General features: G+C 45.0%; 12 protein-coding genes and 3 tRNA genes. 9 read left to right on the top strand and 6 right to left on the bottom strand.

Annotated features, from left to right (window positions below):
* Positions 1–180: 180 nt before the first annotated feature.
* Positions 181–1602: an ATP-dependent DNA helicase gene (locus CLV93_RS15060; RefSeq protein ID WP_106543037.1), complete on the bottom strand. Its 1422-nt coding sequence runs from the start codon at positions 1600–1602 to the stop codon at positions 181–183.
* An 88-nt stretch (positions 1603–1690) separates the two neighbouring features.
* Between CLV93_RS15060 and CLV93_RS15055 the strand changes: the two genes are divergently transcribed.
* The 6 genes from CLV93_RS15055 to CLV93_RS15030 all read left to right on the top strand — a co-directional run bounded on the left by CLV93_RS15055 (position 1691) and on the right by CLV93_RS15030 (position 4178).
* Positions 1691–2332, top strand: coding sequence for a hypothetical protein (locus CLV93_RS15055; protein ID WP_106543036.1), 642 nt, complete (start codon positions 1691–1693; stop codon positions 2330–2332).
* A 10-nt stretch (positions 2333–2342) separates the two neighbouring features.
* A complete protein-coding gene (locus tag CLV93_RS15050) occupies positions 2343–3194 on the top strand; it encodes a DUF3822 family protein (RefSeq protein ID WP_106543035.1) in 852 nt (283 codons plus the stop codon).
* On the top strand, positions 3185–3730 hold the full coding sequence (locus tag CLV93_RS15045; protein ID WP_106543034.1) for an RsmD family RNA methyltransferase: 546 nt from the start codon (positions 3185–3187) through the stop codon (positions 3728–3730). Before CLV93_RS15050 ends, CLV93_RS15045 begins: the two co-directional genes overlap by 10 nt.
* A 172-nt stretch (positions 3731–3902) precedes the next feature.
* Positions 3903–3979: transfer RNA gene (locus tag CLV93_RS15040), tRNA-Asp, on the top strand.
* A 25-nt stretch (positions 3980–4004) separates the two neighbouring features.
* Positions 4005–4081, top strand: a tRNA-Asp gene (locus CLV93_RS15035).
* A gap of 23 nt (positions 4082–4104) precedes the next feature.
* A tRNA-Asp gene (locus CLV93_RS15030) sits at positions 4105–4178 on the top strand.
* A gap of 107 nt (positions 4179–4285) precedes the next feature.
* Here the strand turns inward: CLV93_RS15030 and CLV93_RS15025 are convergent.
* The 5 genes from CLV93_RS15025 to CLV93_RS15005 form a co-directional block, all read right to left on the bottom strand.
* A complete protein-coding gene (locus CLV93_RS15025) occupies positions 4286–5221 on the bottom strand; it encodes a metallophosphoesterase (RefSeq protein ID WP_106543033.1) in 936 nt (311 codons plus the stop codon).
* Between the two features lie 91 nt (positions 5222–5312).
* The gene (locus tag CLV93_RS15020; protein ID WP_106543032.1) at positions 5313–6935 is read right to left on the bottom strand and encodes a sodium/sugar symporter; all 1623 of its coding nucleotides are present in this window, start codon (positions 6933–6935) and stop codon (positions 5313–5315) included.
* 32 nt (positions 6936–6967) lie between these two features.
* Positions 6968–8014, bottom strand: a complete 1047-nt coding sequence (locus tag CLV93_RS15015; RefSeq protein ID WP_106543031.1) for a UDP-glucose--hexose-1-phosphate uridylyltransferase — start codon at positions 8012–8014, stop codon at positions 6968–6970.
* Between the two features lie 19 nt (positions 8015–8033).
* Positions 8034–9194: a galactokinase gene (locus CLV93_RS15010; RefSeq protein WP_106543030.1), complete on the bottom strand. Its 1161-nt coding sequence runs from the start codon at positions 9192–9194 to the stop codon at positions 8034–8036.
* Between the two features lie 107 nt (positions 9195–9301).
* Positions 9302–10318: a GntR family transcriptional regulator gene (locus tag CLV93_RS15005; RefSeq protein WP_106543029.1), complete on the bottom strand. Its 1017-nt coding sequence runs from the start codon at positions 10316–10318 to the stop codon at positions 9302–9304.
* Between the two features lie 113 nt (positions 10319–10431).
* Between CLV93_RS15005 and CLV93_RS15000 the strand changes: the two genes are divergently transcribed.
* From CLV93_RS15000 to galU, 3 genes are all read left to right on the top strand, one after another.
* Positions 10432–11481, top strand: a complete 1050-nt coding sequence (locus CLV93_RS15000; RefSeq protein ID WP_106543028.1) for an aldose epimerase family protein — start codon at positions 10432–10434, stop codon at positions 11479–11481.
* A 165-nt stretch (positions 11482–11646) separates the two neighbouring features.
* Positions 11647–13563, top strand: a complete 1917-nt coding sequence (locus tag CLV93_RS14995) for an AMP-dependent synthetase/ligase (protein WP_106543027.1) — start codon at positions 11647–11649, stop codon at positions 13561–13563.
* An 89-nt stretch (positions 13564–13652) separates the two neighbouring features.
* A complete protein-coding gene (gene galU / locus CLV93_RS14990) occupies positions 13653–14519 on the top strand; it encodes a UTP--glucose-1-phosphate uridylyltransferase GalU (RefSeq protein WP_106543026.1) in 867 nt (288 codons plus the stop codon).
* The last annotated feature ends 73 nt before the right edge of the window (positions 14520–14592 follow it).

Raw genomic sequence — 14592 nt, 5'->3', positions numbered from 1 at the left:
TTTCTCCTAAATAAAATGAAGCCGAAACACGTTTGCTCAGCAATAATCTATTTATAAAAAAGTCCAAACATTTTTGCTCAGCAATATTCTATTTATAAAAAACCCCAAAACATATTCGTTCAGGGTTAATTGCACGCGAAGAATCCTTAAACAGGAATGCAAGGAAGAAAATCCGCTGTTTTATTCTCCAAAAAATTCTTTCCGGAAGTTAACCAGGTAAAGTCGTTCGGTTGGGCGTGTAAAAGCGGTATACATCCAACGCAGGTATTCACGGTCAATCATCTCTTCTGTCAAATAACCATGATCGACAAAAACAGCCTTCCATTGCCCCCCCTGCGCTTTGTGGCAAGTCACCGCGTAGGCAAACTTCACCTGCAGCGCGTTGAAATATTCGTTTTCGCGAATTTTTTCCCATCGTTGCCGTTTATTCCGGATATCGAGATAATCCTCCGAAACTGCTTCGAACAAGCGTTTATTTTCGGCCGATGTGAAGGAGGCGCCATCGTGCATCAGCGTATCCAAAAAGATTTTACAATCGATCTCCACGTCTTTATAATCGATAAACCGTAAAGAGACATTCGCAAAGCGGAAACCGTACATTTCTTCATATTTGCGTATCCGGATGACCTCGGCAATGTCACCATTGGCAATAAAATCCAGTTCTTCTATTTCCTTGGGCCAGTAATAATTATTCTTCACCACCATCAACAAATCGCCGGTGGAGAGTTCTTCTTCGCGGTAGAGAACGGTTCGGCGAATGCCTTCGTTGAATTTGTTAGCCCGCTTGTTGGAGCGTGTAACAATCATGGTCTCTTCCATCCCGTATTTACTGTAACAGGAAGAAATTTCCTCAATCAACTCTTCTCCGCTCAAGCGGATAATATCATCAAAGTCTTCAGTTTCAATGGGCCAGTAACCAAACGACGTTTCCTCTTCCAACATCGTTCTGATTTGCGTAGCGTTGTGCAGGATACCGGAATTAGCCTCCTGCCTCACCACATCGGAGAGTTCGCTCATCAGCACTTCGAGGTTGTAATATTCGAGTTCCTGCGGATAGAGCGCCGGACTGATATCCAAGCCCACCGGAGGCAACTGGGCCACGTCGCCCACCAGGATTAGCCGGCAGTTGATCCCGGAATAGACATACTCGACCAGGTCGTCGAGCAAATGGCCCGACCCGAAAATCGAGTTCTCCTGGCCCAGGTTGGAAATCATGGACGCTTCGTCGACAATAAAAACGGTATCCTTATATAAGTTCCGATCGAGTGAAAACCGGCCGGTACCATCGGCAGTCGATTTTTGCCGATAAATTTTCTTGTGAATCGTTAATGCAGTTGTTTGCGCATAATGCGACAGTACCTTGGCAGCCCTTCCGGTAGGAGCAAGCAAAACTGTCCGAATCTTCATTCCGGCTAAAACCTTCACCAAAGAACTCACTACAGAAGTCTTCCCGGTACCCGCGTATCCCTTCAGCAGGAAAACCAAATCGGCATGGGGGGAGGTGATGTAACCAGCAAGCAAGTCAATCATTTCTTTCTGACTTTCAGTTGGTTCAAATCCCAATACTTCGTATATTGAATTCTTAACGTGGTTTTTTAACATATCACAGAAATTAAGCGAGTTCCGCAGCCCAAGATTTATTTTTTTTTTTAAATTTGCAGGCAAACCAACAAATTCATTCAGAAAAAAAATGAAGAAAATATTACTACAAGTTGTTCTTATCATCGCAGCAGTCGTGCTGACATATGAGATATACGACACTGTTCGGAGGCCGATCGATTTTCAGAAAGAGAAAAAAGTACGCTACGACGCGGTCGTGAATAGACTGAAAGATATTCGTAAGGCAGAGCTGGCTTACAAGGATGTGAATGGAAAATTCACTGGTAGTTGGGATACGCTGCTCACCTTTGTAAAGACTGACTCGTTGCCGTTGGTACGTAAAATTGGTTCTGTGACTGACTCGATGATTGACGCCGGCTGGACAGAAGAAAAAGCGCTGAGAGAAGGTAAGATCATCCGTGATACGATCAAAGTTGCTGTATTGGACTCGGTTTTTGGCAAGAATTATCCAATCAACAAATTGCCGATCATCCCTTACTCCGGTGGCAAGAAATTTTTCCTGGGTGCTACCCGCGTGAAAACTGGTTCGGGTGTTGACGTTGCTGTATTCGAAGCTCGTGCACACAACAATATCATTCTAAGCCAGTTGGAAGATGAGTACGGACAGGAAATTATTAATCTGAATGAGAAAAGCAGGGTTGACGGAAAATATCCCGGCTTGAAAGTTGGTTCACTTACCGAAGCAAATAACAATGCAGGAAACTGGGAATAATGTTTAGCTAATGCGAGATATTCGTTTTATTGACAAAACATTTGATAGTACCCAATCTTTACTATATCATTTATCCATCCAGATTAGTCTGGATGGATTTTCTTTTTGTATACTCGATATTCCGAAGGGGAAATACGTCCTGCTGCGGAACCACCCTGTTTTTTTGAAAAGGCCGCGTCTGTTGCTCAACCGGTTGAGAGATGTAATTGAAGAAGAGGAGCTTTTCAACCTCGAATACAAAAGTGTCGACATTATCTACTCCACGCGGAAATCGACGCTGGTACCGGAAGCCATGTACTCAAGAGGAACAGCCGAAAAGTTTTTCGCTTTCAACCATCCGCTGGAAAAGAATTTCACCATCGAGAAAACACATCTCAACAAGGCTGAAGCCTGGTCGCTTTATGAAATTCCGGTCAACTTCCGCGAATTCCTTCTCGCCAAGTTTCCAAAAGCAACGTTGCGGCACCATATATACCCGATTGTTGAAAGCGCATTAAAACGCAACAAATCGCAGACAGAACGGGTAGAGGTACATTTAAATTTCTTCCGGCACAATTTTGATTTGATTGCCATAGAAGGCCCAAAACTCAAATTATACAACAACTTTACCTACCGGGACGAAAATGATGTGCTGTATTATGTGATGTACATTTTCGAGCAATTAAAACTCAATCCCGAAAAAGTAAATGTGATTATTTCCGGATCGATTTCCCGGATGGCACCACACTATTACCTTCTGAAAAAATACATCCGAAAGGTTTCGTTTGCCAAACTCGATAAAACGTACCAATACAGCTACACCTTTAACGAGATTCCCGAACACTACTACGCACCCCTGTTAAGTTTATATCGATGCGAATAATCGGCGGAGAATTCAAAGGAAGGCATTTCAGTCCGGGCAACAGCTTCAAAGCAAGACCCACTACTGATTTTGCCAGGGAAAATCTTTTCAATATTCTGATTCACCGGATAGATTTGAACGAAATTTCCGTGCTCGACCTATTCGGGGGAACCGGAAGCATTACGTTGGAATTTGTTTCACGCGGATGCGAAAAGGTCACTTGCGTGGAAAAAAACTATCGCCACTTTTCCTTTATTCAGGAAACGATAAAAAAGCTGGGAGTTGAGAAAGCAGTTCACCTGATTAAAGGTGATGTTTTCCGATTTATCGAAAAAAGTGCAGGAAAATACGATTTGGTATTCGCCGATCCGCCGTATGACCTCCCCAATCTGGAAACCTTGCCAGAGCTTATCTTTCAGAACGACTTGTTAAATCCGGGCGGCATTTTCATCCTCGAGCACGGAAAAACAAACAATTTTAGCTCACACCCCCGCTTCAGCGAATTGCGCAAATACGGAAGTGTTCATTTTTCCATCTTCTCACAAGAAAAAGATTAAGTATATTCGCGAAAGCGTTTCCGGTTTCGTTTACTGAAAAATTGGTAAAAAAATTGGGGTATAGATTTGCAGTTAAAGAAACAAGCTATATATTTGCATCGCCTTTAAAAATAAGGCAGGGCGCAAGGCCCGGTTCTTTCATATTTTGTGAACGTTTTCCTGAAAAACACATGGTCTGGTAGTTCAGTTGGTTAGAATACATGCCTGTCACGCATGGGGTCGCGGGTTCGAGTCCCGTCCAGACCGCCAATAAAATATTAAGGAAAACGATTTTGGTCCGGTAGTTCAGTTGGTTAGAATACATGCCTGTCACGCATGGGGTCGCGGGTTCGAGTCCCGTCCGGACCGCCAAAAAATATTGAGAAAACCATTTTGGTCTGGTAGTTCAGTTGGTTAGAATACATGCCTGTCACGCATGGGGTCGCGGGTTCGAGTCCCGTCCAGACCGCGAAAGCCTCGGAGTTATTCCGGGGCTTTTGTGTTTTAACAGGTCGCTGTTTAAAATCAGCAATATTTTGAGGGGAATAACGGAAAGAAGCCTGAGCGAAGCATCAATCAATCCTTTACAGAAATCAGATGTTCCTCGGTTAATGTCTTCTCCCCTTTCCAGCGATAAGCCATCAATTTTCCAGTCGTTGCCACGCAACTGTCCACGCAACATAAATTGGACTGCGGAATAGCACAACATCCGGAAAGGCAGTAGTGCCCGAAAAATACAGGTGGTTGGTCTTCAGAATACGGTTCGAATCGCGGAACGATTTCCTGCGGAACGGAATAATCGGGCAACACAAACTTATTTCCAAACGAAAGGCTTCGGAATGTTTTCCCGGAAGGTGATTCCCACCAGTTCATCCGGAAGGTTCTCCGCGTCATTCCCCTGGTGTCCTTCACAATCAAATCGGCCGGCGTGCGGTATTCCAGCCCTTTTAACAGGTGATAGACCACCTCTGAAGCAGGATGTCCGTTTTCATGTATTTCGCGAAGAAAACGCTTCTTCAGTTTGTCTGCAGGCATAATCTCTTTCAGATAATCAATCTCAGCATCGTTCCAATAGGCATGAGCCACTCGTATCTCGCCCAAATCGAGAAACAATGGCAGCGTTCGCAACCACCTGAGATAGTCTTTCCAAAGCTCTTTTTCGTTTTTAAACTGGCTCAGTGTCTTACTAATTTGGTTCCGGTTACCCGAAATATGTCTGCCGAGATAGGTTCCTCCTGAATCTTTGATGTGATACAAAATGGCAGCGTACTCATGGTTTCCCAGAATAGCATATGCGGTTCCGGCTTCCACCATTCCTCTCACAATTTCCAGGGTTTCCCTGATTTGAGGCCCCCGGTTAATGAAGTCACCCACAAAAACAGCTTTGCGCTTCTTGTGCTGCCAAACCCCGTCTTTCAGCTCATAGTTGAGCTTTTTGAGCAGTTTCTTCAGCAATTCTGCGTGGCCATGCACATCGCCAATGATATCATAGAATGGAGTATTTTCCTTCATGGGCAGTAAATTTAAAAATTATTGAAATCGGAAATAAAAAAAGCAGCCCCGAAATACGAGGCTGCTCACATTTATCCTGTAATTTGGTTTACTACCACCAAACGGTGTAGAAAACTATCAGAATGAGACTAATAATGATTGCCCCAATATTAAATCCTTTCGATGTTCTGAAATAATCTTTCTTCATGATCAAGCCATTCGGATCGTCTGCTTTTGATTCCAGCAGACTCACCACAATTAAAATAGTTGCCAGGATCAGGAAGACAATTCCCATCCGGTTCATGAAAGGCAGATTCGGCATCAAAGCCTTGAACGCAAACCCCAGCGGGATGGTCAAAATGGCGGTAAGCAAAGCACCGTTAGCATGCGCTTTCTTCCAGAACATTCCCAGTCCGAAAATGGCCAGTACTCCCGGCGTAATCATTCCGGTAAAATCCTGAATAAACTGGAACGCCTGATCAAGGCCACCCAGTAGCGGACGTGCCACGAAAACGGCAATCACCAGCGCCGTGAAAGAAGTTAAACGACCGATGGTTACCAGGTGCGTTTGCGAAGCTTCAGGCCGGATGTGTTTTTTGTAAATATCCATCGTAAAAATCGTGGAAGTGGAATTCAGCATCGAAGCCAGCGACGAAACAATCGCAGCCGCCAGTGCAGCAAAAGTCAATCCCTTCACTCCAGTGGGAATAAACGTATGCAACAACCACGGGTACGCTTTATCGGAAGGATCGATAACCACATCGGTATTGCGTGTAAGCACAAAAGCGGCAATACCCGGAAGAACCACGATAAGCGGTGTTAAAATCTTGAGGAAACCAGCGAAGATCATTCCTTTCTGAGCTTCATCGACACTTTTAGCTGCCAATCCACGCTGAATGATGTACTGGTTAAAACCGAAGTAAGCCAGGTTGGCCACCCATAATCCACCGACCAATACCGATATTCCGGGAAGGTCTTGAAATGCGTCACGTGTGCCACCGTTCGTTCCGTTGGGAACCAGTAATTCACCCTTGTGAATAATCATATTGAATTTTTCCGGTGCCTGCTTCATCAATTCAACAAAGCCGTTGAGCGGTCCATTCACGCCAAATTTATCAGCCACAGCATCCAGTGCCAGCCAGGTAGTAATCAAACCACCGGCCACGAGGAAAATTACCTGAATCACATCCGTCCAGGCAACGGCTTTCAATCCACCATATATTGAATAAAGAGCAGCAAAGAGCGCCAATGCAATAATACCGTAGATTAACGGCACTCCCATAATGGTCTCCAAAGCCAACGCACCAAGGTACATCACGGAAGTAAGGTTAACGAATACATACACCAACAACCAGAAAATGGCCAAAGCCAAACGCACGCGTCCATCGTAACGAACTTCGAGGAACTGCGGCATGGTGTAAATTCCCTTGTCGAGGAAGATAGGCAGGAAGAATTTACCAACAATGATCAGCGTAGCGGCTCCCATCCACTCGTAGGAAGCAATTCCCAGCCCAATGGCAAAGCCGGAACCGGACATACCAATGAATTGCTCAGCCGAAATATTGGCCGCAATTACCGACGCACCAATAGCCCACCAAGGTAGTCCTTTGCTTGCCAGGAAGTAATCCTCTGCATTTTTCTTATGGCCTTTCTTTTCTCTCGAAACCCATAGCCCTACGCCCAAAATCACGACGGCGTAGAGTACGAAAGCCATATAATCCCAAAATGTAAACATATGAATTGGATTTAGTATCGATTTATGATTTCTTATCTCTGTTTATAGTGAACGGTTGAAAGCGACCGTAAACGCTCTGCACTCGTTTCTGCCGTGATATCGCGCTGCGGAGTAGCCAGCATCTCATAGCCTACCATAAACTTCTTCACGGTAGCAGAACGTAACAACGGCGGGTAAAAATGCATATGGAAATGCCATTCCGGATGCGGTTCATCATCGGTTGGACTTTGATGAATACCGGCCGAATAAGGAAACGAAACCTCAAACAGGTTATCGTACATCACCGTCAAACGTTTGTATATGTCGGCCAAAGCCATTTTCTCCTCACTCGTAAACTGCCCAAGATGTTGAATAGCCCGCCGGCTGATAACCATGCTTTCGAACGGCCAAATGGCCCAGTATGGAACTAACACCACGAAATGCTCATTCTCAATTAGAATCCGTTCTTTCTTCTCCAGTTCACTTTTCAGGTAATCGCCCAGCAATGTCCGCCGGTGATTATTGTAATACTGAAGTTGTGCCATTTGTTCTTTGGCGGGTTCATTCGGAATGGAACTTGACGACCAGATTTGTCCGTGCGGATGCGGATTGGAACATCCCATCACACTTCCTTTGTTTTCAAAAATCTGAACATAGTTGATAAAATCCTTTGCCCCCAACTCTTTATATTCACTTTGCCAAACATCGACCACTTTGGCAATTTCCCCGACCTCCATTTCAGGAATCGTCAAATCGTGTCGCGGGCTGAAACAAATCACTTTGCAAACTCCGCGTTCACTCTCGGCCCTGAACAATTCTCCTTCTTCCAAGAGTCCCTCCGGCGTATCTTCCAGTAATGCACTGAAATCGTTTCGGAATACATAAGTGGATTGATAATCCGGATTTTTCTCACCACCTGCACGCTCGTTACCTGCACACAAATAACAGGTTGGATCATATGGCGGGCGTTTCTCTTCCTGAATTTTCTCCACCTGTCCCTGCCACGGACGTTTTGCCCTATGCGGTGAAACCAATGCCCACTCACCGGTTAGCGCATTGTATCGCCGGTGCGGATGATCGGTCAAATTAAAATCAGACATATCATTTGGACTTTTACGATTAGCAAACCTTGTGACTTCCCTCTCCAACTTCGGCTACGTAGAACTCCGGCTTCAGCCCCGTGCGAGCTTCATAATTCCGGCCTACCTGTTCGATGAACGCATCAACCGCTTCGTCTTTCACCAACGAAACCGTGCTGCCACCAAATCCACCACCAGTCATGCGGGAACCAATCACGCCATCAATTTTTCGGGCTTCTTCCACCATGGTATCCAACTCGTTGCCGGTTACTTCATAGTCATCCCGGAGCGAGTCGTGCGAGCCGTTCATCAACTGGCCGAATTTTTCCAGCTTTCCGGCTTTGAGAGCATCCACTGCATCGCGGGTACGCTTAATTTCAGAAATTACGTGGCGGGCACGCTTGCGAACCGTTTCGTCTTCAATTTTATCCTGAACTTCCAGAAAATCTTCCCATGATAATTCTCCCAGTTGTTTAATGGATTTAAAAGGTTGAATCGCTTTAACGGCAGCCTTACATTCCGCTACGCGCTTATTGTACATTCCCGAATCGAGCTTATGCGGACTGTTAGTATTTCCGATGACAATCTTCACTCCGTCCAGCTTAACCGGAACCTGCTCGTAGTCCAGCGTATCGCAATTCAGAAAAAGAGCATGATCCTTATGAGCCATTCCGGAAGCAAATTGATCCATGATTCCACAATGAACGCCGGCAAATTCGTGCTCGGCCATCTGTCCCATTTTCACCAGCTCAACCCGCTCCTCAGCGTACCCGTATATATCATTAATCGCCACTCCGGTTACCATTTCCAACGCTGCAGACGATGAAAGTCCGGCACCATTAGGCACATTTCCCCAGAAAAGAAGGTCAGCGCCGATATCAGGAGTTTTTCCCTTTTTCACAAACTGGGCAATCACGCCCAACGGATAATTGAACCACTCGTTTCCTACGGGTTCTGTCAATTGATCAATAGTGATATCCGCTTCGTTTTCCACATTCAACGAAGCAAAGTGAAAGCTCTTTTTGTCGTTTTTCCTGATGAGGCAATAAGTACCAAAGGTAAGTGCACAGGGAAATACAAATCCGCCGTTGTAGTCGGTATGCTCTCCAATCAGGTTAACACGCCCCGGCGAGAAATACACAGATACTTCACCTTTACCGTATTTATTGACAAACTGCTGCTTTAATTCTTCAATATTCATTCGAGTTTGATTTCTTTAATTCATACTGGTAGGTACTGGTTGGTAAAAATATCCAATATTCCTCAATTGGCAAAATGTTTTCACCTGAGATTCCCTTCTGAAATATCTTACAATGAATTCCGCCGAATGAGAGCCGACGGATTGCGCAGTTTCCCTGATGTCTTTCGTTCAACAAGCTCAGCCAACGTTTCCCCCATCAGTTTAAAATCAGTTGAAATGGTGGTAATCCCCCCGGCTACAACTTCTTTCAAAACCGTATCGTTAAACGAAACCAGTCCTAAATCTTTACCCAGCGTTAGATTTTCCTCTGCAGCTTTTTTAACCATCCTTACGAGGTTCCGGTCCGACATGACGAAGTAAGCTTCACCTTTTTTCACTTTCCGGCTGCTGAGCGAGTAAATGACCTCATGCTCGATCCCATTTTCTTCACAGAAACGTTTGAATCCCTCAACCCTTCCTTCCGGTTCTTTTCCTCCCGGGAAATGCATCACCAACTTGTCGTACTTCTCCAGCAAATCTTTTCCGTCGGTTAAAGCATCGATAACATCCTGCTCAAAATCCTGGAAGATGACCGGATAGTCTTCTAAATCGGCTTTTTCACGGTCGAGAACATAAACCTTGTCATTGGGGAGATGGCGAATCACCTGGCTCGTATTGTCAAAGGTGGCCGGCATAATTACATATGCGCTGTATTTTCCGGCCGCTTCAGTTACCAGCTTTTCAAACAGATTGAAATTGAAGTGGTGAAAGTAAATATCAACACTGGTTTTATTGTCCAACTGGCTCGTAAACGCGTTGTACAAGTCTTCTTTGAACACATTCAGCTCATCGAACAGAACAAATATCCGCTTCTCATAATCAAGCACGGTGCTATCGATGTAGTAACCTTTTCCGGGTACGGAAGAAACCACTCCTCTCGCTTTCAACTCATTCAATGCCACCATCACGGTATCACGCGATAAGTCGAATGACTGACAAATCTCATTCAGTGATGGAATCTTGTCGCCTTTTTTCAGGTTCCCTTGCTCAATCGCTTTGTAAACCGAACTGATGATTTGTCTGTATTTGGGAATTCCAGCCGTTTCATCAATCTGAAATATGTGGTTCAATTTCACTTGATTCATGGAGTAAACAGATAAATTTATAAATTACAAAGTTGAAAAAAATCATCTAAAATACTACCAGTCCCTACTGGTATGTTTACTTTTATATAGAATTTCAAAAAATCCGGAAATCTATGGAATTAAAAAGAGAAGTATTTGGAACCACTCCCAAAGGAGAAAAAGTCTTTCTATACAAGTTAAGGAATGATAATGGCGTCACCGTTAAAATCACCAATTACGGTGGCATTATTACCTCAATTGAAACGCCCGACAAAACCGACAAAACCGATAACATTGCGCTGGGCTTTTCGGAGTTGGAAGATTACGTCAGCGAGGAATACTTGGCCGGATGTCCGTATTTTGGTTGCATCGCCGGACGTTACGCCAACCGCATCGCTAACGGAAAATTCACCCTTGACGGACGGGAATACAAACTCGCGGTCAATAATGGCCCCAATCACCTGCACGGAGGATTAACCGGCTTCGATAAAGTAGTGTGGGCTCCCCACAAAATCGAAAAACCAGACATGATTGGCGTTGAATTGAAATACCGGAGCATTCACATGGAAGAAGGTTATCCAGGCAACCTGGATGTGACGGTTACCTATACGCTCAACCACAAAAACGAGCTCGGCATTGAGTACAAAGCTGAAACCGACCACACAACGGTCGTTAACCTCACCAATCATACCTACTTCAATCTAACGGGAAACCGCGAAAATATTCTGCAGCACAATCTGAAACTTTACTCAGATCGCTACACCGAAACCGATGCAACGCTTATTCCTACCGGGAAAATCAATGATGTAGTAGGAACACCATTCGACTTTACCGAAGAGCATGAGTTGGGAACAAAAATCAACGAACTGAAAGACGGATACGATTTGAATTTTGTTTTGGGTGATGATACGGATAAGCTGAAAAAGGCAGCGCTCCTTTCAGAAGATTCATCGGGTCGAACAATCGAGGTCCTGACCACCGAGCCGGGAATTCAGCTCTACACAGGGTACTACATTCCGGAAATGACTGGGAGTAACGGCAAACAACTGGGGCGTTACGCTGGTGTCGCGCTCGAAACGCAGCACTATCCCGACTCTCCCAATCACCCCGATTTTCCTTCGACGAGGTTGCAACCCGGAGAGCAGTTTCACTCAAAAACCGTTTACCGCTTCGGATTGAAATAGATAACACACTAGCCAACAAATACCTGAACAGAATCTGTTCGGGTATTTTTATGCCTTTTTCAGGCTTTAAAACATTTTTCTGATTAACGGAAATTTCCATAGTTTTGAATCTTGCTTAACAAAAATCCTAAACTACGGTATTCGCCGACGGAAAAAGAGACATCTATGAAGACACTTATTGAGCTTTTTGAACAAAGCGTCGCTAAATTTCCTGACAATCCTCTTCTTTGGGAAAAAACAAAAGACCAATACGAGCCATCCACTTATCGTGAAATTCACGAACAGGTTCATCAGTTCGGTGCTGGTTTGTTGTCGGCCGGGCTGGAAATGGGAGACCGTGTTGGCTTGCTATCCGAAGGACGCAATGCATGGTTAATTAGCGAATTGGGAATTTTATACTGCGAGGCTATCAATGTTCCCCTGTCGGTGAAACTGGAACCGTACGAACTTAAATTCAGGTTAGAACATTCCGGGGCAAAAATGCTCATCGTATCCGGACAACAGGCTGAAAAGATTGAAAGTATCCGCAAAGAATTGCCTGCGTTGGAAAAAGTAATTTACATCGATGAAAAGGAAAATCCGGGAACGAACGATCTCAATTTTGACGATCTGCTTGAGCAAGGAAAGACCTTCCTGGCAGACCCGGAAAAGAAAGCCAGTTTTGACGCCATTTGGCAAGGCATTCAACCCGACGATTTGGCTAACATCTCCTATACATCGGGAACCACTGCTGACCCGAAAGGAATTATGCTTTCTCACCTCAACTATGCAGCTAACGTGGCTCAGTCCAATTCATTGATGGAGATCGATGAAAACTTCCGGACACTGGCAATTCTGCCTTGGGATCACTCATTTGCGCACACCGCCTGCTTATACAGCTTCATGGTAAATGGTGCCAGTATTGGTTCCGTACAAATAGGCCGTTCACCGATGGAAACATTGCGCAATGTCCCGAACAACATCAAAGAGCTGAAGCCAAACATTTTGATGAGTGTGCCGGCTCTTTCGAAGAACTTCCGGAAAAACATCGAGAAAAATATTCAGGCCAAAGGAAAAACCGCGGAGAGACTTTTCAAACAAGGACTAAAAGTCGGCTACGCCTATAACGGCAATGGCTGGAATAAAGGAAAAGGCTGGCGTGCGTTGATGAGGCCCGCGGTTGCTTTCTACGATAAAATTCTGTTCTCCAAAATCAGGGAAGCGTTTGGTGGCGAACTGAAATTCTTTGTGGGCGGAGGCGCCCTGCTCGACATCGAGCTTCAGCGCTTTTTTGCAGCCATTGGCGTACCGGTTTGCCAGGGCTACGGACTTTCCGAGGCTTCGCCCGTCATTTCTTCCAACGCACTCCACGCCATCAAATTCGGTTCATCGGGACGTTTAGTGAAAGACCTTGATTTGAGAATTTGCGACGAGGAGGGAAAAGATTTGCCAGTTGGCGAAAAAGGTGAAATCATCATCAAAGGCGACAACGTGATGGTGGGTTACTGGAAAAACCCGAAAGCATCAGCCGAAACCTTAAAAGATGGCTGGCTGCACACAGGCGACATGGGATACATGAGCAAGGATGGATTTTTGTATGTTCTCGGACGTTTCAAGAGCCTGTTGATTGGAAACGATGGTGAAAAGTTCAGCCCGGAAGGTATCGAGGAAGCGTTAGTCGACCAGTCGGAGTTCATCGATCAAGCTATGCTTTATAATAACCAGAATCCTTATACTTCCGGAATGCTGGTACCTAATATTGGCGCTATTAACCGGAAATTGCAGAAGCTGGGCATTGAGCCGGGAACCGAAGAAGGCAACCAAAAATCGTTGGAAATTCTCAAACAGGAAGTCGATGCTTACCGCAAAGGCGGAAAGTACGAAGGCATGTTTCCCGAGCGCTGGCTACCAACTACCATTGTTGTACTTCCGGAAGCCTTCACCGAACAAAACCATTTGATGAACAGTACCATGAAAATGGTTCGTGGAAAAATCACCGAATATTTCGCCAAAGAACTGGAGTTCCTTTATACAGCTGAAGCCCGTAACATCATCAACCCGATGAACATGGAGGCTATTGCCAAATGGAACGGAACGCTCTAAACAGCTAATTTGTATCCGGAATATGTCAATGGAAAATTGAACTATTCCGGATATTTTTTGTACAATGAACCGGAAACAGCGATAGAATCATGATACGAAAAGCCGTTATACCTGCAGCCGGATTTGGCACCCGCTTCCTCCCCATCACCAAAGCGCAGCCCAAAGAGATGATTCCGATAGTCGACACTCCGGTCATTCAATATGTGGTGGAAGAAGCCGTTGCCTCCGGAATTACCGATATTCTGATGATTATTGGCCGCGGGAAACGAGCTGTGGAAGAATATTTCGACCGCTCTTTTGAGCTGGAATACCTGCTGAAAGAAAAGAGAAAGTTCAGGGAACTGGATACTATTCGCCGCATTACCGATATGGCCAACATCCATTTCGTGTGGCAGAAAGAAATGAACGGCTTGGGCGATGCTATTCTGCATGCCCGTGATCATGTAGGCAATGAACCATTTGCCGTACTATTGGGCGATACCATTTTCAGGAGTGAAATTCCGGTTACCCGACAACTTGTTGAAGTAGCGGAAAAATACAATAGCTCGGTGGTTGGACTAGAAGAGGTCCCGAAAGACATGGTGAGCCGTTACGGCATTTTCGACGGTGCTCTTTTGCACGACAACATCCTTCAGGCAAAAAGGCTGGTTGAAAAGCCAACTATCCACGAAGCTCCGTCGAACCTGTCCATTGCCAGCCGTTACGTCTTCACGCCGGAAATTTTCAGTTTCCTTGAAAAAACACCTCCCGGGAAAAACAATGAGATTCAAATTACTGATGCGATGCAGGCCCTTCTGCAAAACGAAAAAATCTACGGTGTAAAACTGAAAGGAGAACTCTTCGACATTGGCGACAAGCTGGAGTTTATTAAAACCAATATCCTGTTTGGAATGGAACAGGAAGACATCGGCGAAAGCCTGAAAAACTGGTTAAAAGAGCTGGCCCAAAAACTATAAAGAAACTTCCATCCTCCTGAAAAAAAAGAGGAGTCCATTTCTGAACTCCTCTCACTACTTCTATGAATCAATC

It is taken from the genome of Prolixibacter denitrificans (assembly GCF_003014495.1).
GTDB lineage: Bacteria > Bacteroidota > Bacteroidia > Bacteroidales > Prolixibacteraceae > Prolixibacter > Prolixibacter denitrificans.
This window is presented reverse-complemented; position numbering and strand designations above follow the sequence as displayed.